A 16,859-nucleotide genomic window follows, 5' to 3' on the forward strand; every position below is an offset into this window, starting at 1 on the left:
GCAAATGTTGTATCGTTTTCGAAAAAAATAATCAACATCAGGACGTATCAATGGGCGAAACAGTTACCTTAACAACTGCACAAGCGATAATCCGTTACCTGCAAAATCAGTGGATAGATATTCAAGGTGAGCGGGTTCGACTATTCGGTGGTGGGTTCGGAATTTTTGGGCACGGTAATGTCACTTGCCTGGGTGAGGCTTTGTATGAAGTCAAAGATGACCTGCCGCTTTTTCGAGGTCAAAACGAGCAGTCGATGGGTTTTGCCGCGGCGGCGTATGCAAAGTATCACAAACGCAACCGCATTATGTTTTGTACCGCCTCTGCAGGGCCTGGCACGGCAAACTTGGTTACATCATCCGCCCTCGCTATGGCGAATAGACTTCCCATGCTGATGTTGTGTGGGGATAATTTTGCAACACGTCTGCCAGACCCTGTATTGCAGCAAGTTGAGCATTTTAATAACCCTGCACTAGGCGTTACCGATGCGTTTAAATCTGTAACTCGTTACTGGGATCGAATTACCCATCCTGCGCAAATTCTTCAATCTCTGCCTCAAGCTATTGGTGTCATGTTGGATCCGGCCGATTGTGGACCTGCCTTTATTGGGCTTCCACAAGACGTGCAAGGGTGGACTTTTGAATACCCTACCGCTTTCTTTGAGCCAAAAGTACATCGTATTCGTTCAATTTTGCCTGATCCAATCCAGTTGTCTGAGGCAGCAGAACTTCTTAGTAGTGCAAAGAAACCTCTTATCGTTGCTGGTGGTGGAGTGCAGTATGGTGATGCGATAGACGAGTTGCGTAATTTTGCTGAGCAGCACGCTATACCAGTTGTAGAAACAATTGCCGGGCGCGCTAACCTTGTATGTGATCATCCTCTGAATTGCGGCCCATTAGGTGTTACTGGTTCGGACTCTGCTAATGCAATAGCTGATCAGGCGGATGTTGTCCTGTGTGTGGGCACCCGTTTACAAGACTTTACGACTGGATCTTGGAGTGTCTTTGGTCCAGCAACAAAACTCATCAAGCTGAACCCTGCTCGCCATGATGCACTGAAGCACTTGGGTGTTGAATTGGTCGCTGGAGCTAAAGAGAGCTTGCCGCAGCTATCACAGCTCATGAAGAGCTATCGCGCACCGCAACAGTGGTTAGCGTTTGCCGAGCATGAAAGGCAGGGTTGGGCTGATACACGAGCAACTAATACCAATATTCACCTCGGACCGAATCGATACGCGCAAGCGATCGGTGTAGTAAATAATCTTTGCGATCCAGGCGATCGAATTGTGACCGCAGCAGGCGGTTTGCCTGCTGAGGTAACTGCTAACTGGAAAACACTTCGTGAAAGCACAGTGGATGTTGAGTTTGGTTTTAGTTGTATGGGCTATGAAATTGCGGGCGGATGGGGTGCTCGCATAGCGCAGTCTGAGAAGGAACCTGACCAGGACACGATCGTCTTCGTAGGTGATGGCTCCTATTTGTTGATGAATTCAGACATCTACAGCTCAGTTATTACTGAGAAAAAGCTAATCCTGCTGGTGTTAGATAATGGAGGATTTGCCGTTATCAACAAGCTCCAGACCGGTAAAGGTAATGTGAGTTACAACAACCTATTTATTGATACGCCAACCGCGACTGTGCAAAAGGGCGTTGATTTTGTGCAGCATGCTCAGAGTTTAGGGGCTCAAGCAGAACGAGTATTAGACGCCCAGGCGATGCAAGAAGCATTTAAACGAGCTAAAGCATCCAAAGAGACCTATGTCATTGTGATGGACGTTGACGCCTATCAGGGGTGGACGGATGAAGGGCATGCTTGGTGGGAAGTAGGAACGCCAGCAGTCTCAGGACGACAGAGTATTTTAGATGCGCATGCTGAAACTGAGTCCGGCCGGTCGCGTCAAAGGAAGGGTGTTTAATGCTATCCAAAATCGCCTCCAGCAATAAACCGTTTCTCGTAATCGGTCGTGCGGGTATAGATCTTTATCCAGATCCAGCGGGTACAAAAACCGAAGAAGCAACGCAATTCGTCGCAGCATTGGGTGGTTCTAGTGCCAATATTGCTGTTGCTTTACGCAGGTTCAATGAGCCTGTTGCTTTAGTCACGAATGTTTCGGACGATGCTGTTGGGCGGTTTGTGGTTAATCAGCTAGAAAACTATGGAGTAGACAGCTCGCTGGTGCGGTCTGTTGCCGGAGAGTGTCGAACAAGTTTGGCTATAGCAGAGAGTCGCGTTGAGGATCATCAGTCTGTTATATATCGAAATAACGCTGCTGATTTCACGCTGGCGCTTTCGGATATTTCTGATATCGATTTTTCATCCTACCGTGCTCTTATTATTACCGGAACGGCTCTTACCCTTGAACCATCTAGAACTGCTTCCTTGTCTGCATTGAGGTTGGCGAAAGATGCAGATATCCCCTGCATTATGGATCTAGATTATCGTCCATATTCATGGGAATCAGAGAGCGCTGCGCAGGCGGTGTACCAACAGGCATTAACCCATCTTGATGCGGTGATTGGCAACGACGATGAGTTTGGGCACATGGCGGGTGGCTATGATGAAGGTGAATCTTATGCCAAGCGACTCGCAAGGTCAGGTAAGTGGATAGTTTATAAGCGAGGGGAGCTAGGTTCGCGCACCTTTACCCCAGTTGGCTCATCCATCGATACAGGCATCTTTCAGGTGAATCCTCTTAAACCGACCGGCGCTGGAGATTCGTTTTTGGGTGGACTACTGGCCAGTTTAAGCCGGGGGTCTTCGCTCTCGGATGCACTCATTGACGGAAGTGCATGTGCTGCGATGGTCGTTACACGTGTCGGCTGTGCGCCTGCTATGCCAGATCTTGAAGAACTTACTCAATTTAAACAGGCGGCTGTTTGCCCGCTTCAATCACAAGGAGTTTAGCTATGCACATAGCCCCTTTTGAAAACCATAATCAACCGATTGTCGATGTTAACGACGAACGTGTACCACTTAACTATTTTAATATTGTAAAACTGAAGTTAGGTGAGGCCTTTAACTACAGTGTGCCTGGTTACGAGACCTGTATTGTACCAGCTACTGGACGAGTCACGGTTAGTGTTAGTGGTCAGCAGATTGCTACAGTTGGATTGCGTAGTGAAGATGTTTGGGATGCAGAGCCTGAAGGCGTCTATGTACCAACCGGACAGCAGTGTAGTTTTGTTTGTGAATCTGAAAGAGCTGAGGTGTTTATTGCAGGGGCGCCTTTTGATGAAGTACTCCAGCCCTTTGCAGTATTTGCTGATGACATCGACATGATTCAGTACGGCTCGGATGACACTAAGACACATCGTAAAATTAAACATATCCTGGGTCAAAAACAGGCCGATAAAGTTGGCAGATTGTTAGTTTCTGAGCTCTTTACTGTTGGTACGGGCGGTTGGTCTGGTTTCCCAGCACACAAGCATGGCACTGATCGTGAAGGGCTGGAGACTAAGCACGACGAGACCTATAACTTTCGCTTTAAGCCAAATACAGGCTCGGCGCTGCAGCTTCTCCAGAAGAGTGAAGACCAGCCGGGCGAGGCCTTTCATGTTGTTGATGGCTCCACTTTTGTTATAGATGATGGTTACCACCCTTGTGTAGTGATGCCGGGTTACCAGATGTACTACTTCACTATTCTAGGCGGTGCTCAGCAACGCGGTTTAGCACCCTATTTCCAGCCCATTCACGCGGATCAGTTAGATACGATTCCCGGTATGAAATCGATGTGGTCTAAGTTCAAATGATCACCTCCTTAGAATCTGTTCTCCAGCACGCCCTACACAACAAAACTGCAGTAGCCGGTTTTGTTGGGTTGGGTTGGGAGGACATGCGGGCATACGTTAAGGCAGCTGAGCTTGAAAATAAGCCAGTCATTATTCAGGCCGGACCGGGTTGTAGGGCACATACCCCTATTGAGGTATTGGCTCCTATGATGTTTCATCTGGCTGATAGCGTAAATGTTCCTGTTGTTGTTCACCTCGATCACTCTAAGTCGATTGATGAGTGCTCTCGTGCCATTGACATGGGCTTCTCTAGTGTGATGTTTGATGGCTCTGACTTGCCGATAGAGGAAAACATTAGACTGACTCAAAGCGTAGTTGAGTTAGCTAAAGCTCGGGGTGTGAGTGTAGAGGGTGAGGTTGGTTATGTCGGATATGCAAAAGGTAAGGCCTCTCAGGGTTCGCTGCCTGATGAGGTAGGTTTGTTTGCTGAGTCGACAGGCGTTGATGCAGTCGCTATTTCAATTGGCAATGTCCATTTGCAGACCGAGAAAGAGGCTGTTATCAATTTTGAACTGCTGGCAGAGATAGAGGCTAAGTGTTCTCTTCCTCTGGTGTTGCACGGTGGATCAGGAATTAGTCTGGAGATTAGACAGCGATTAGCTCGGCACTCCAATGTTTGTAAATTTAATATCGGAACAGAGTTGCGACAGTCATTTGGCAATCATCTGCGAGATGTTTTAAAAGCAAACCCTAGTCAGTTTGACCGTATAGCGTTGCTCTCTGAAGTTGAAAGCATGTTGATATCAGATGTCCGAAAACTTTTTCGAGAGATGTAACTGATTCGATTTGAGTTCGGTTGGGTGTTTGATTCAATTCCGTTCTTTAACAAACTATAAACAGGGCTGTTGTAGGGCGTTATTCAAAGATGCGAAAAAATCATGAAAATATTTTGGAATAACCGTTCCAAAAGTATTGATCGATAAAACAAAGATTGCTAAAGTGAACCCGAGAAAATGATGGTTTTATGGATAGACGTTTCAAAATTCAACTAACAATTTGAACTATCCATCTATACCTTTCGTATTATTGAAAAGGATTTAATTTTTAACTTTCGCGGTTCAATTACTGGTTACTCTTCCAAGCCTAGGGCTGATGGATGTAACGAAAGAACACAAACTTTCGGTTCTCGTACCAGAGATCTTAGGCAATATTTTTCCTAGTCCGAAAGTTAAAAGAGGCGGGTTTAAAGTTCCGTCCTTGTCTGAGTTCAACTCGATAGAAGAGGATGTGTTCGATTTACCACTTTAATCGATTGCTCAGTTGTATTATTTCATTGCAAATGTGTTAGTTGTTCCAAGCGATTAACGCTGCGTGAAACTATCCTTACGAGGATTTCTGGTCTAAAAACAATAACTGGTGTGCCAGACACCAATAGGAGACATAAAAATGAAAAAGGCAATTCTTGCTGCAAGTTTAACTGCTGCATTTCTAGCTCAGGCCCCAGCAGCTTCCGCTTTAACCATTGGTTATGCAACACATCACTTCGATGATAAGTTCTCTACTATCCTTCGTAACGGTTCTCAGGCTTATGCAGAGTCGTTGGGTCACGAAATGATCCAGGTAGATGCGCAATTAGACGTCGGTCGTCAGCTAGATCAAGTGCGTAACTTCATCGCTAACGGTGTTGATGCAATCATTATCCAAGCTGTTGATTCAACTGCTGCGGGCCCAATGTCTAAGCTTACTGCAGAAGCAGGTGTTCCGACTGTGTTCGTAAACCGTAAGCCAACTCCGCTTGAGTCTATGGCTCAAGGACAGGCATACGTTGCATCCAACGAAGTGGAGTCGGGTACTTACCAGACATACGAGATGTGTAAGCAGCTTCGTGCAGAAGGAAAGAGCGGCGGCGCGCGTGGCTACTTGCTTGTTGGAGACCTTGCTTCCGAAGCAGCGGTACAACGTACTATCGATGCAGAACAGGTTGTTCAGCTCGATATGTGTAACTTCATGGAGATCATCGGTAAAGAAACCGCAATGTGGCAGCGTAACGAAGCACAGGATTTGATGACCAACTGGCTTTCAACCGGTGAAGAATTCGACTTTGTTATTGCTAACAACGACGAGATGGCTCTGGGCGCTATCCAGGCGATGAAATCAGCTGGTATCGACATGAAAGACGTAGTTGTCGGTGGTGTAGATGCTACTGATGATGCTCTTGCAGCAATGCGTGGTGGTGATCTGGATGTAACTGTTTTTCAGAATGCTAAAGCGCAGGGTGAAGGTGCAGTTGACGCAGTTCTAAAACTTGTCAACGGGGAAGATGTTCCGCGTGAGTACTATGTTCCATTCGAACTGATCACTCCTGAGATCCTCAAGACCCACCCAGTACTTAGCAAATAAGTCCGTCCCTATGCAGGGCCTCCCTTTGGGGGCCCTGCTCCTAAGTTGATAAATTGATTGATTTTCGGAGTAGTTTCTATGTCAAGTTCTACACATGGCCTGGGTGGGTTGAAATACGACCCTAAGAAACGCCATCGTCCGCCCGAGCTGAATGTTTTCATAGCGCTGATTGCAATCGTTGCTTTGTTCGAATTTCTGGGTCGCACCATTATTGGCGATAGCTTCCTGTTCAACACGCGCGACAGAGTAGATACTTTGTTCAACGAACAGCGTCTTAAGATTATTATTCTGCAGGTTTCTATTATCGGTATCATCGCCTTGGGTGTTACACAGGTAATTATCGCTGGCGGAATAGATCTTAGCTCTGGATCGATTGTTGGTGGTGTGGCAATGATCACAACCGCATTTGCGCAAAGTGCGCTCAATGAATATGGCATGGAGAACGTTAAGCCTATTCTCGGATCCGACTGGTTAGATTTACCAATAATTATTCCATTAGCTATCGGGCTCGGGGTAGGATTGTTGGCAGGTGTAGTTAACGGTTTATTAATTGCTAAATTTAATATACCCCCATTTATTGTTACCCTTGGCATGATGTTATTTATGCGTGGCGTGGCCACTTTTGTGACTAAAGGCCGCCCAATCTCTTTCCTTCAGGAAGATTACGTTGCTATTGGTGCAGGTATGAATCCGGTCTTTATATTTATTGGTTTGGCGATAATCATGCACCTGCTGCTTAAGTACACCAAATATGGTAAGCACACTTACGCCATCGGCTCCAACGAACAAGCTGCACGTATGTCAGGTATCAACGTTGATCGCCTCAAAGTTCTGATTTACGCAATTGCTGGTCTTCTATCGGCGCTAGCTGCAATTGTTATGAGTTCCAAGGCGCTGACTGGTCAGGCAGGTATGGGTTTAATGTACGAGCTCGATGCTATCGCTATGGCTGTAATCGGCGGGACTTCGCTGGCGGGTGGCAGAGGTTCCATTATCGGGACTTGTTTGGGCGCATTGATTTTTGGTGTGATTATCTCTGGTTTCACTTTCATGCGTTTAGATGCCTTTTACCAAGAGATGGCCAAAGGTACGATTATTGTTGCTGCGGTAATCTTGGATCAATGGCGTGCGCAGAAACAAGCGGCTAGGGCATAGGAGGTGAGGCGATGAGTGAAATTATCTTAAAGACAGAAGGTCTTACCAAACATTACGGTGGTGTACACGCACTTGAGGGCGCTGACTTTGAAATTCGCAAAGGCGAGCATGTTGCGATCATGGGTGATAATGGAGCCGGCAAGTCGACATTCGTGCGTCAGATTACCGGTGTAGAGCAACGCACCTCGGGTAAGATCTGGTTCGACGGTTCCGATGTTGAGTTCACAGGGCCGCTGGAGGCGCGTGAGGCCGGTATTGAAACTGTGTTCCAAAACCTTGCTCTGGCAGATGCTTTGAACGTACCGGATAACCTTTTTCTAGGACGCGAGATTTTTAAGTTCAAATTGGGCCCCTTCTCGATCTTGGATTACAAGGCTATGCGCGAAGCTACCATGGCATCGTTGGAGAAGACTGGTGTAAAGATCCCTAACATCAACAATTCAATAAGCAATATGTCAGGTGGTCAGCGCCAGTGTGTGGCAATCGCCCGCACGGCAACCTTCCACTCGAAACTGACCATTATGGATGAGCCAACAGCAGCTTTGGGTGTTCAGGAAACAGCGCAGGTTGAGAACATCATCCGCACGCTTAAGGAGGCGGGTGAACCGCTGATCCTTATCAGTCACAACATGCGACAGGTGTTTGATTTGGTGGATCGTATCGTGGTGTTCCGTCGTGGTCGTATTGTGGCGAATCTTCGCAAAGAGGAGACCTCTGGTGAAGATGTGGTTGCTTATATTACTGGCGCTAAAACACATCCAGAGTATGAGCTCGAAGCTTAAGTAACAAACATTTAGACTCACGCGTCCTGCCTTCCAGAGGTGCGTGAGTTTTTTCAACTTTTTTCCCTCAATCTAGAAATGAGTAAACGCTTGAACGTTGGTAATAAAGCTTGAATTAATTTGGAACATATATTCCAATTAATGATAACAATGAAAATTTGGTTTCTTTGAGGCCGTTTCAATGTGAACTTAATTGGCAATAACTAATAAAAGAGCTGAGGCTCGAGGAAAAAAAATGACAGTTCGTATTGGTATTCTTGGTGCGGGACGTATCGGTAAAGCTCATGCTGCTGCGATTAGTACAATTGCTAGTGCTGAATTTGTTGCACTTGCTGAGCCGTTTGCTGATGCCGCTCAGTCAATGGCTACGCAATATGGGTGTGATATTCGTTCGATTGATGAAATCGCAGCGTCTTCTGATATTGATGGTGTAATTATTTGTACACCAACTGATACCCATGCTGATCTGATTAAGAAATTCTGCCGTGCTGGTAAAGCTGTTTTCTGTGAGAAGCCGGTGGATTTGGATTTGGCGCGTGTTCAGAACGTATTGAAAGTGGTTGAAGAGACTAAAGGCACCCTTATGGTTGGCTTTAACCGTCGCTTTGACCCTGATTTTACTGGCGTTAAAGACGCTATCAACGATGGCACTATTGGTAAGGTTGAGATGGTAACAATCTCTAGTCGTGACCCTGGTGCTCCTCCAGTCGAATACATCAAACGTTCGGGCGGTATTTTCCGCGACATGACCATCCATGATTTTGATATGGCGCGTTGGTTGCTAGGCGAAGAGGTTGAAACCGTTCAGGCTGCAGCTTCTGTTCTAGTCGATGACGAGATTGGTAAGGCGGGTGATTACGATAGCGTAAACGTGATGATGACAACGGCATCAGGTCGTCACGCAGTCATCACAAACAGCCGTCGTGCAACCTATGGTTATGACCAGCGTATTGAGGTGTTGGGTTCTAATGGAATGGCTTCTGCTGAAAACCATCATGAAAACACCGTGCAAATTGCCACTGCAGATGGCTACAAACGTCGCCCATTGATGAATTTCTTTATGGAGCGCTACATGCCGGCATATGAAGCAGAAATTCGTGCATTTGTTGCGGCTGTTGAACAGGGCGTAACACCACCAACTACAGGTCACGATGGTCTAATGGCTCTAGCTCTTGCTGATGCTGCAGTAAAGTCAGTAGCAGAAGGTCGTGCAGTTAAGGTTTCTGAAGTTCTGGGCTAGTTTGTGCTAGTGCTCTCCATACAGAACTGCGCTAATACTGACTTTAAACCCAAAAAAACTGAAGGGGTAATGGATACATAGTCCTTCAATTTTTGTCGGTCATTTAAAAACATATTTTTTCTATTCATTTAAAGGTATATCAATGGAGTCTTTGCGAATTGGTTTAGTTGGGCTTGGCCGTATCGGCAAGAAGCATGCTGAAAACTTAGCATTTAAAGTTGCCGCATCGGATCTGGTAGCTGTTGCTACCCCCGTTGCCGAAGAACAGGTTTATGCTCGTGAACATCTTGGAGTTGAGACTATTTATGACACCTATGAGCGTCTCCTACAAGATGAACATGTTGATGCGGTATTTCTAGTCACCCCAACCACTTTGCATGCGGACCAAATAATCCTTGGCTTACAGGCTGGAAAGCACGTTTTTTGCGAGAAGCCTGTCGCATTAAATGTTGATGATTGTTTGCGTGTAGAGGCCGAGGCAGCTAAGCATCCTGAACTCATTGTTTGCATCGGATTTGTCAGACGTTGGGATCCAAGTATTTCAGAAGCTAAAGAGAAGATCTTAGCCGGTGCTATAGGTGTTCCATTTCTGGTTCGTTCTCAAACCGGAGATATGGATGAGTGGGCTGAATTTCAAATTGCGGCGGTACCTGCATCGGGAGGTATATTCCCCGATATGTGCATCCATGACATCGATTTAGCACATTTTCTACTTGATTCAAAAATCACATCAGCATGCGCAATGGGTGGTGCTTATGCACACCCCGGTTTTGATGATGTAAATGATGCAGATAACGTGTCATCAATTTGTCGGCTTGCTAACGGCACAATGGCAAACATCTCTGGGTCTAGAACAACACATCACGGCCACGACACCCATGTTGAGATCCATGGCACTAAAGGGATTCTTGCCATTGGCCAAAACCCTACGCGCAACCGCGTTGTGATTAAGGATGAATATGGTGTGCGCAATGAGTGTACGCCTGAGTTTTTCGAGCGTTTCAAGGAGGCGTTTCTTGCGGAGGCTGAGGACTTTGTCGACTGCTGCTTGTCGGGTAGGCAGCCGCGCGTGACACTTGCTGAAGCACGCGCGGCCACTGAAGTTGCGCTCCTGTTGAAACGCTCATTCCAAGAGCAGCGTTTAGTCAGAGAAGATGAAATGAGGTTTAATGGCTAAGTTCCCCAAAAGTATTTAAAGGGATTTTATTGTGGGTAATCCAGACAAATAAACACTAAACATTGAATGTCAATGACTGACGGGTCTCGTCGCTGCAATTACTAGTTTTCTTGCTTATGATCTTTCCGATATGTGATTTAATAAGGAGAACCTAGCGCTCTCTAAACTGGCTCTTGCTCACACACGTCATGGTGTATTCGTTTATGTTTTACAGAAAGTTTTGTTCTATTAATCATTGACTTCAGTTCAACCTCTAGATTGGTTTTGGTTCATCTTTTTTGACAGCTGAAGCAAATTAAAAGGTTATAAATATCGTGCAATTTGGAGAATTAAAATGTCTAAAAATAATTTTGCCATATATCCAAGTCTAGAGAACAAAAGAGTTTTAATTTCTGGTGGCGCTAGCGGTATTGGTGCTGAAATAGTTAAAGCCTTTGCTCAGCAAGATGCGAAAGTTCACTTTCTAGATCGTGACGCTGAAGCATCCAACGCACTTGTCGAATTAATAGGGCGTTCAAATGTCAGTTTTTCGTTAGTTGATCTATGCGATGCAAGCTTGCTCCAAGAGGTTATAGCTCAAGAAGAAAGTAAGAGCGGTAGCTTTGACGTTTTGGTCAATAATGCTGCCCGTGATGACCGACACGATTGGCGAGATGTGACACCTGAGTATTTCGATGAGCGTATTGCAACAAATCTGCGTCATATGTTCTTCTGCGCTCAAGCAGTCGCGCCTGGAATGATTGAGTCAGGTGGCGGTTCTATCATCAACATGGGCTCCAACTCTTGGTGGGAAGCGGGTGGTGGATTCCCTGTTTATGCAACTGCAAAGTCAGCCGTACATGGATTAACTCGTACCCTTGCTAGGGATTTTGGCGTGCACCATATTCGTGTTAACACAGTTGTTCCCGGTTGGATAATGACTGAGCGCCAAAAGGAGCTTTGGGTCACCGAAGAAGCCATTGAGAAACATCGCAATCGTCAATGTTTACCTGAGCTTATAGAGCCAGTTTATGTGGCGCGAATGGTACTTTTCTTAGCGTCTGATGATGCTCGTATGTGTACAGCGAATAACTATATGGTTGAGGCTGGCTCAATTTAATCTCTTTATGTTTGTCGAAGGGGAGCATGCCATGGCTAGAATCGCTTTCAAACGTTAAATTTGGCTTATTCCTAATAACAGATATTGGATTGAATGGATTCGATGAAGCAGCCTGACTGGGTGGCAATTGACTGGGGTACTTCAAATTTACGAATTTGGGGTATGTCTGATAGTGGGGAGCTCCTTAAGGAGTTTTGCTCTGAAGTTGGCATGTCTCGATTATCCCCGGATCAATATGAATCAGTTTTGGTTGATGCAATCTCCGGCTGGTTAATAGATAGAGTCACTCCTCTAACTATCTTAATTTGTGGTTCCGCTACCAATCGTCAAGGCTGGAGAGAGGTCCCTTATGTTGAGGCTCCCTGTGAGCCTATGGGTAGCAAGATTCGAATTGAAACCAAAGATCCGATGATTGAGGTCTATTTGTTGGGCGGGGTTAGCCAGTCTTCTCCCGCTGCCGTTATGCGAGGGGAAGAGATTCAACTCCTAGGTGTGATTTCATCAGGGATTTCTGAAGGAGTCTTTTGCTTACCCGGTACGCATAGTAAATGGGTAGAAGTTCAGCAGAATAAGATTGTTGATTTCACAACCTTCCTAACGGGCGAGTCCTTCGAGTTGTATAGCCAGTTCTCAATATTGAAACACTCAGTTAAAGCTGACCAGATTAATTTGGAGCAATTTGATGCTGCTGTTCAGGATATATTTTCTGAACCACAGAAGTTCACATCACTACTATTTTCTATACGTGCAGATGATCTCCTTCATTCACAAAATTCGTTGCAAGCTCGTTCGAAGCTGTCAGGTTATTTGATTGGAATCGAGCTCGCAGGTGCGGCTACTCGGTGGAAAAATAAAAGCGTTACATTGATAGGATCTAGCCCACTTACTGCTCTCTATCATCGCGCACTGAATAGTGTGGGTGGAGTCGCTGACTGCCTTGATGGCGATAGGTTTGCGAGAGAAGGGCTCTTCATCCATTACCAAGACGTTAAGAGGAATAAATAGTGCCTGAATTGATTGCAATATTACGTGGCATAACGACTGATGAGTCTCTGGAAATCGTCGAATCACTTGTTGAAGCCGGTATTACAAAAATTGAAGTACCGCTTAATTCACCATCACCATTTAAAACCATTGAGCATATTCAAAAAGCTTATGGTGATGATGCATTGATTGGCGCAGGTACAGTGCTCTCAATATCTGAGGTTAATGAGTTAGATCGCATTGGCGCACGGCTAATAGTTTCACCCAACTGTAATTCGGATGTGATCAGACGATCTAAAGAGCTCGGGATGTTCTCCTATCCGGGTGTGTATACCGCCACAGAGTGTTTTAGTGCGCTTGATGCAGGCGCCGATGGATTAAAGTTTTTTCCAGCTTCGACCCTCGGTATTGATGGATTAAAAGCGCTAAAAGCCGTACTGCCTATTGATACTCCGACCTATGCAGTGGGTGGGGTCGATCTGCCTGATTTTGAGAAATGGTTATCTGCGGGCATTACTGGGTTTGGTATAGGTAGTTCTCTTTATAAGCCGGGGCGGTCCGCTTCTGAGGTATACGCAATAGCAAGTAACATGGTTGCTGAATTCAACAGGGTCTCTAAGTGATCGAGATATTTGATGCTAGGCGCTGTCGATTAGGGGAGGGACCACTTTGGCACCCTTTACGTAATCAGCTCTTTTGGTTTGATATCTTGAAATGCCGTTTATATAGCTTAGATGGAAGGCAAGAGTTCACTTGGCAGTTTGAGAGAAGTGTTTCAGCCGCTGGCTGGATTGATCATGATCATCTTTTGATTGCCGACTCAGTATCCCTCTTTGAATTTAATTTAGAGACTGGGCAGCAAAGACATGTCGTTGATTTAGAGGCTGATAATCCAATGACGCGTTCGAATGATGGTAGGGCTGATCCTTGGGGTGGTTTTTGGATAGGTACCATGGGTCATAACGCTGAACCACAGGCTGGTGCGATTTATCGATTCTACAAAGGGGAGTTAAAACAGCTCTTCTCTGATATCACCATTTCAAATGCAATTTGTTTTGATGCTAGCCGCTCTGTTGCCTACTTTACAGATACTCCAACCCGAAAAATTTGGCGGCAAACCCTCTCTGAAAATGGTTGGCCAGAGGGATCAGCAGAGCTTTTTCTTGATCTTGAAGGGGCGTCTCTTAACCCTGATGGAGCAGTGACAGATAGCGCAGGAAATATTTGGATCGCATTCTGGGGTGATTACTCAATTCGTTGCTATTCGCCCAGTGGAGAGGAGCTACATAAAATTGAGCTTCCTACTTCACAGCCATCCTGTCCTGCATTTGGTGGTGCAGAGTTCAATAGACTATTTGTGACAACAGCTAAACAGGGGCTGCCAGATGCAGAGATTATCTCTGGCGTTGCAGGTTCTGTTTTTTCAATTAATGTGCCGGTATTTGGGAAAGCAGAGCCGGCTGTTGAAATGATGAAATATTGATTGCGAGCTCAACAATAAGGCTAAAAGGATGGCAATTATGAAAAAAAATAACTATTTGAGTATTGAAGAGCTCTCATTAGAGGAGCTTGTTAAAGTACTTTCAGAAAAGGCAACTCCATCTGATTTACCTTTTGTAGATGACATTATTCAACAGGTCCCGGTCTATAAAGGTTCAAAAGTACTTCAACTGATCGAATCCGATGACACTGGAGAGCAACTTAAGAGGATGCAATCTGAATGGCATTGGGTTTGGAGTTCGGGCCCAGGTATTTTGGTTTTTAAGAATGCATTCGACAATCTCGAGCTTTTAGATTCAGTGACGACCTCGTTTGAAGCTCTGATTGATGAAGAGAAACAAGCGGGTAAAGGAGCTGGCGATCATTTTGCTAAACCAGGTGCCAACGATCGAATTTGGAATGCTCTTGAAAAACTCTGTTTGCACTCTCCAGAGCTTTTTGCGAAATATTATGCGAACCCCATTTTGGCAAAAGCAGCTGAGGCTTGGCTTGGACCAAACTATCAGATTACCTCCCAAGTGAACTCTGTAAACCCTGGTGGTGAAGCTCAGGTGGCTCATAGAGACTATCACCTGGGCTTTATGACAACCGAACAGGCAGTGAATTACCCGCAGCATATTCATCAATTGAGTTCGCACTTAACACTTCAGTGTGCTGTTGCTCATGTCGATATGCCGCTGGAGAGTGGACCGACACTCTATTTGCCCCATTCGCAGAAATACTCACATGGTTATCTGCTGGCTGATTTTGCCCCCTTCCATGAGTACTTTGCCGAACACCGTGTGCAACTGCCTCTAGAAAAGGGTGATCTCGTAATGTTTAACCCGGCTCTACTTCACGCCGCGGGTAGTAATAAAAGTAAAGATATAAAGCGTTTAGCCAACTTGCTTCAAATATCATCAGCATTTGGTCGTGCAATGGAATCAGTCGATCGGTTAAGAATGTGTAAGGCGCTGTACTCTGAGTTGATGGCCATTACTCAAAAGGGAGGGTTGTCAAAGATAGAACTTGATTCCGTGATAGTAGCGTGTGCAGAGGGCTACGCATTCCCAACCAATCTCGATAGAGATCCACCTGTTGGCGGGTTGGCCCCTCAATCACAGCAAACGATTTTACGCCGAGCCATTGATGAAGAGTGGTCGTTGGCTGAACTGTCAGAGGTGTTAGATGACTACGATTGGCGCCGTAAAACCAATTAAAAAGGTAAAAATAAATGAACGTTAGATATGCAGTTGTTGGCGCGGGACGGATCTCTCAAGATGCATTCATGCCTGCCATCCCACAAACCAATAACTCCGGGATCATTGCGATTGTTAGCGGTAACCGCTATGCGATGCCGCGGCTTGGCTAATCACTTACAACGAGGAACGACCTCACGAATCGCTTCGGAACGAAACACCAGCAGAATTTAAAGAGTTTGTTACTGCAGAAATTTCTAGTAACGAAGTGTGCGCTTGACGGGAAGTTTACTCTATGGAGTTTAAATTTTGATTCACAAAGGTCGGTCTTCGGTTTTAATCATAGTTTTATCGCATGTAATTAGTTGCCTATATAACCCAGTAGGTTATAGATTTTTTATTGAATAAAATAATCTTTCTAAAAGTTGAAAATATATTCCAAATGCAGATTTTATTCATTAGTATTTGATTTAATAACCATAAAATAGTTTTCTTTTGAGAGCCACTCCAATGCCCAATGCTTCCCCTAAAACCTTTAGTGAATTAAAAGCTAATATTGCCAGTGAGCATCAATCGTTGAGTAAGAGGCTTCGCCAAGTTGCTGAGTTTTTTTTAGATAACCCTAACGATATTGCATTCGGAACCGTTGCTGTTATTGCAAAAGATGCGGGTGTTCATCCCTCGACTTTGGTTCGTTTTGCTAATGCTTTTGGTTACTCTGGTTTTTCTGAGATGCAGCGTATTTTTCAGCAACATTTGTTGCATGAATCGCTAAGCTATACTGACCGTATTCGAATTGCGCGAGAAAGCCTAGGTGAGGATGAGACCAGCCCTGTTCGATTACTAGAGCAATTTGCTTCTGCAAACTCAGCTACACTTGATCACCTGATTAGTGAAATCGACTATTCAGCCCTCGAAAAAGCAGAAGAGTTGCTTCAGCAAGCGAACAACATTCACGTTATGGGTGTACGTAGAGCATTTGTTGTTGCTAGTTATTTTGTCTACGCACTTCGTCACGTTGATCGACGTGCTTTTTTGATTGATAGCTTAGGCTGTATGACCATGGAGCAGTCAGGAAATATGCAGCAAGATGATGTCCTGGTAGCAGTGAGTTTCCAACCATATGCAGAAGAGACACAGAAAGTGGCACAACAGGCTATGGATTCAGGTGTGCCGCTTATATTAATTACCGATAGTGAGCTGAGTCCATTGGCCTCCAAAGCTTCTGCAAAGATCGTTTTAAGAGAAGCGGAGGTTCATGGGATCCGATCCTTGTCCTCATCTTTGTGTGTCGCTCAATCTCTCTCTGTAGGGTTGGCGGGTAGACCTTAATAGACAAAACCACCAACTGTAGTTTTTTTGTCGATACGCTTACTAGATAGTAAGGGCAGTTTTAAAGCGTTCTAAATCAGATTCACTTACACTAAAGGCTTCGACACCAACTGGTCCGTTATAACCTATGGAATTAAGTGCTTTGGCGACATGAGCGTATTTGATTACCTCAGTTTTTGGTTCGCAACTACCAGTGTTTTCGGCAACTTGTTTCCGACTAAAAATCGTTAGGAAAGGTGTGAATTAATCGCCAATAGGTATACCCAAACAGACCTGTAGCGAGAAC

The 16,859-nt window shown here is 45.3% G+C and carries 17 protein-coding genes; all 17 read left to right on the top strand.

Annotated features, from left to right (window positions below):
* Positions 1–50 precede the first annotated feature (50 nt).
* The 17 genes from iolD (at position 51) to XMM383_RS09910 (ending at position 16,573) form a co-directional block, all read left to right on the top strand.
* Positions 51–1,913, top strand: a complete 1,863-nt coding sequence (gene iolD / locus XMM383_RS09830) for a 3D-(3,5/4)-trihydroxycyclohexane-1,2-dione acylhydrolase (decyclizing) (protein WP_173494893.1) — start codon at positions 51–53, stop codon at positions 1,911–1,913.
* The gene (iolC, locus tag XMM383_RS09835; RefSeq protein ID WP_173494894.1) at positions 1,913–2,902 is read left to right on the top strand and encodes a 5-dehydro-2-deoxygluconokinase; all 990 of its coding nucleotides are present in this window, start codon (positions 1,913–1,915) and stop codon (positions 2,900–2,902) included. Before iolD ends, iolC begins: the two co-directional genes overlap by 1 nt.
* Before the next feature lie 2 nt (positions 2,903–2,904).
* Positions 2,905–3,747, top strand: a complete 843-nt coding sequence (locus XMM383_RS09840; protein ID WP_173494895.1) for a 5-deoxy-glucuronate isomerase — start codon at positions 2,905–2,907, stop codon at positions 3,745–3,747.
* Positions 3,744–4,562, top strand: a complete 819-nt coding sequence (locus XMM383_RS09845; RefSeq protein ID WP_173494896.1) for a class II fructose-bisphosphate aldolase — start codon at positions 3,744–3,746, stop codon at positions 4,560–4,562. The genes XMM383_RS09840 and XMM383_RS09845 overlap by 4 nt, the downstream gene beginning before the upstream one ends.
* Positions 4,563–5,172: 610 nt before the next feature.
* Complete coding sequence (locus XMM383_RS09850; RefSeq protein ID WP_173494897.1) at positions 5,173–6,126, top strand: substrate-binding domain-containing protein; 954 nt, start codon at positions 5,173–5,175, stop codon at positions 6,124–6,126.
* Between the two features lie 78 nt (positions 6,127–6,204).
* Positions 6,205–7,281 carry an ABC transporter permease gene (locus tag XMM383_RS09855; RefSeq protein ID WP_173494898.1) on the top strand — a complete coding sequence of 359 codons (1,077 nt, stop codon included), beginning with the start codon at positions 6,205–6,207 and terminating at the stop codon, positions 7,279–7,281.
* An 11-nt stretch (positions 7,282–7,292) separates the two neighbouring features.
* On the top strand, positions 7,293–8,063 hold the full coding sequence (locus tag XMM383_RS09860) for an ATP-binding cassette domain-containing protein (protein WP_173494899.1): 771 nt from the start codon (positions 7,293–7,295) through the stop codon (positions 8,061–8,063).
* Between the two features lie 235 nt (positions 8,064–8,298).
* Positions 8,299–9,303, top strand: a complete 1,005-nt coding sequence (gene iolG / locus XMM383_RS09865) for an inositol 2-dehydrogenase (protein ID WP_173494900.1) — start codon at positions 8,299–8,301, stop codon at positions 9,301–9,303.
* A gap of 142 nt (positions 9,304–9,445) precedes the next feature.
* A complete protein-coding gene (locus XMM383_RS09870; protein ID WP_173494901.1) occupies positions 9,446–10,480 on the top strand; it encodes a Gfo/Idh/MocA family oxidoreductase in 1,035 nt (344 codons plus the stop codon).
* A 334-nt stretch (positions 10,481–10,814) separates the two neighbouring features.
* Positions 10,815–11,579: an SDR family NAD(P)-dependent oxidoreductase gene (locus tag XMM383_RS09875; RefSeq protein ID WP_173494902.1), complete on the top strand. Its 765-nt coding sequence runs from the start codon at positions 10,815–10,817 to the stop codon at positions 11,577–11,579.
* A gap of 102 nt (positions 11,580–11,681) precedes the next feature.
* The gene (locus XMM383_RS09880; protein ID WP_173494903.1) at positions 11,682–12,584 is read left to right on the top strand and encodes a 2-dehydro-3-deoxygalactonokinase; all 903 of its coding nucleotides are present in this window, start codon (positions 11,682–11,684) and stop codon (positions 12,582–12,584) included.
* The gene (locus XMM383_RS09885) at positions 12,584–13,186 is read left to right on the top strand and encodes a 2-dehydro-3-deoxy-6-phosphogalactonate aldolase (RefSeq protein WP_371744235.1); all 603 of its coding nucleotides are present in this window, start codon (positions 12,584–12,586) and stop codon (positions 13,184–13,186) included. The genes XMM383_RS09880 and XMM383_RS09885 overlap by 1 nt, the downstream gene beginning before the upstream one ends.
* Positions 13,183–14,046, top strand: a complete 864-nt coding sequence (locus tag XMM383_RS09890; protein WP_173494904.1) for an SMP-30/gluconolactonase/LRE family protein — start codon at positions 13,183–13,185, stop codon at positions 14,044–14,046. Before XMM383_RS09885 ends, XMM383_RS09890 begins: the two co-directional genes overlap by 4 nt.
* A 37-nt stretch (positions 14,047–14,083) precedes the next feature.
* Positions 14,084–15,262, top strand: coding sequence for a phytanoyl-CoA dioxygenase family protein (locus XMM383_RS09895; protein WP_173494905.1), 1,179 nt, complete (start codon positions 14,084–14,086; stop codon positions 15,260–15,262).
* 14 nt (positions 15,263–15,276) lie between these two features.
* Positions 15,277–15,414 (top strand): hypothetical protein, encoded by a 138-nt coding sequence (locus XMM383_RS09900; protein ID WP_217363616.1) that lies wholly within the window; start codon positions 15,277–15,279, stop codon positions 15,412–15,414.
* Positions 15,414–15,521, top strand: a complete 108-nt coding sequence (locus tag XMM383_RS11885) for a hypothetical protein (protein WP_173494926.1) — start codon at positions 15,414–15,416, stop codon at positions 15,519–15,521. The genes XMM383_RS09900 and XMM383_RS11885 overlap by 1 nt, the downstream gene beginning before the upstream one ends.
* 230 nt (positions 15,522–15,751) lie before the next feature.
* On the top strand, positions 15,752–16,573 hold the full coding sequence (locus tag XMM383_RS09910; RefSeq protein ID WP_173494906.1) for a MurR/RpiR family transcriptional regulator: 822 nt from the start codon (positions 15,752–15,754) through the stop codon (positions 16,571–16,573).
* The last annotated feature ends 286 nt before the right edge of the window (positions 16,574–16,859 follow it).

Source organism: Marinobacterium sp. xm-m-383, assembly GCF_013283255.1.
In the GTDB taxonomy this organism is placed as follows: Bacteria; Pseudomonadota; Gammaproteobacteria; order Pseudomonadales; family Balneatricaceae; genus Marinobacterium_E.

What these genes read in the sequence shown, in the direction of transcription:
- XMM383_RS09855 (WP_173494898.1), top strand. Translation starts at nt 6,205, where the DNA reads ATGTCAAGTTCTACACATGGCCTGGGTGGGTTGAAATACGACCCTAAG.
- XMM383_RS09840 (WP_173494895.1), top strand. Translation starts at nt 2,905, where the DNA reads ATGCACATAGCCCCTTTTGAAAACCATAATCAACCGATTGTCGATGTT.
- iolC (WP_173494894.1), top strand. Translation starts at nt 1,913, where the DNA reads ATGCTATCCAAAATCGCCTCCAGCAATAAACCGTTTCTCGTAATCGGT.
- XMM383_RS09875 (WP_173494902.1), top strand. Translation starts at nt 10,815, where the DNA reads ATGTCTAAAAATAATTTTGCCATATATCCAAGTCTAGAGAACAAAAGA.
- XMM383_RS09895 (WP_173494905.1), top strand. Translation starts at nt 14,084, where the DNA reads ATGAAAAAAAATAACTATTTGAGTATTGAAGAGCTCTCATTAGAGGAG.
- XMM383_RS09880 (WP_173494903.1), top strand. Translation starts at nt 11,682, where the DNA reads ATGAAGCAGCCTGACTGGGTGGCAATTGACTGGGGTACTTCAAATTTA.
- XMM383_RS09860 (WP_173494899.1), top strand. Translation starts at nt 7,293, where the DNA reads ATGAGTGAAATTATCTTAAAGACAGAAGGTCTTACCAAACATTACGGT.
- iolG (WP_173494900.1), top strand. Translation starts at nt 8,299, where the DNA reads ATGACAGTTCGTATTGGTATTCTTGGTGCGGGACGTATCGGTAAAGCT.
- iolD (WP_173494893.1), top strand. Translation starts at nt 51, where the DNA reads ATGGGCGAAACAGTTACCTTAACAACTGCACAAGCGATAATCCGTTAC.
- XMM383_RS09850 (WP_173494897.1), top strand. Translation starts at nt 5,173, where the DNA reads ATGAAAAAGGCAATTCTTGCTGCAAGTTTAACTGCTGCATTTCTAGCT.
- XMM383_RS09910 (WP_173494906.1), top strand. Translation starts at nt 15,752, where the DNA reads ATGCCCAATGCTTCCCCTAAAACCTTTAGTGAATTAAAAGCTAATATT.
- XMM383_RS09900 (WP_217363616.1), top strand. Translation starts at nt 15,277, where the DNA reads ATGAACGTTAGATATGCAGTTGTTGGCGCGGGACGGATCTCTCAAGAT.
- XMM383_RS09870 (WP_173494901.1), top strand. Translation starts at nt 9,446, where the DNA reads ATGGAGTCTTTGCGAATTGGTTTAGTTGGGCTTGGCCGTATCGGCAAG.
- XMM383_RS09845 (WP_173494896.1), top strand. Translation starts at nt 3,744, where the DNA reads ATGATCACCTCCTTAGAATCTGTTCTCCAGCACGCCCTACACAACAAA.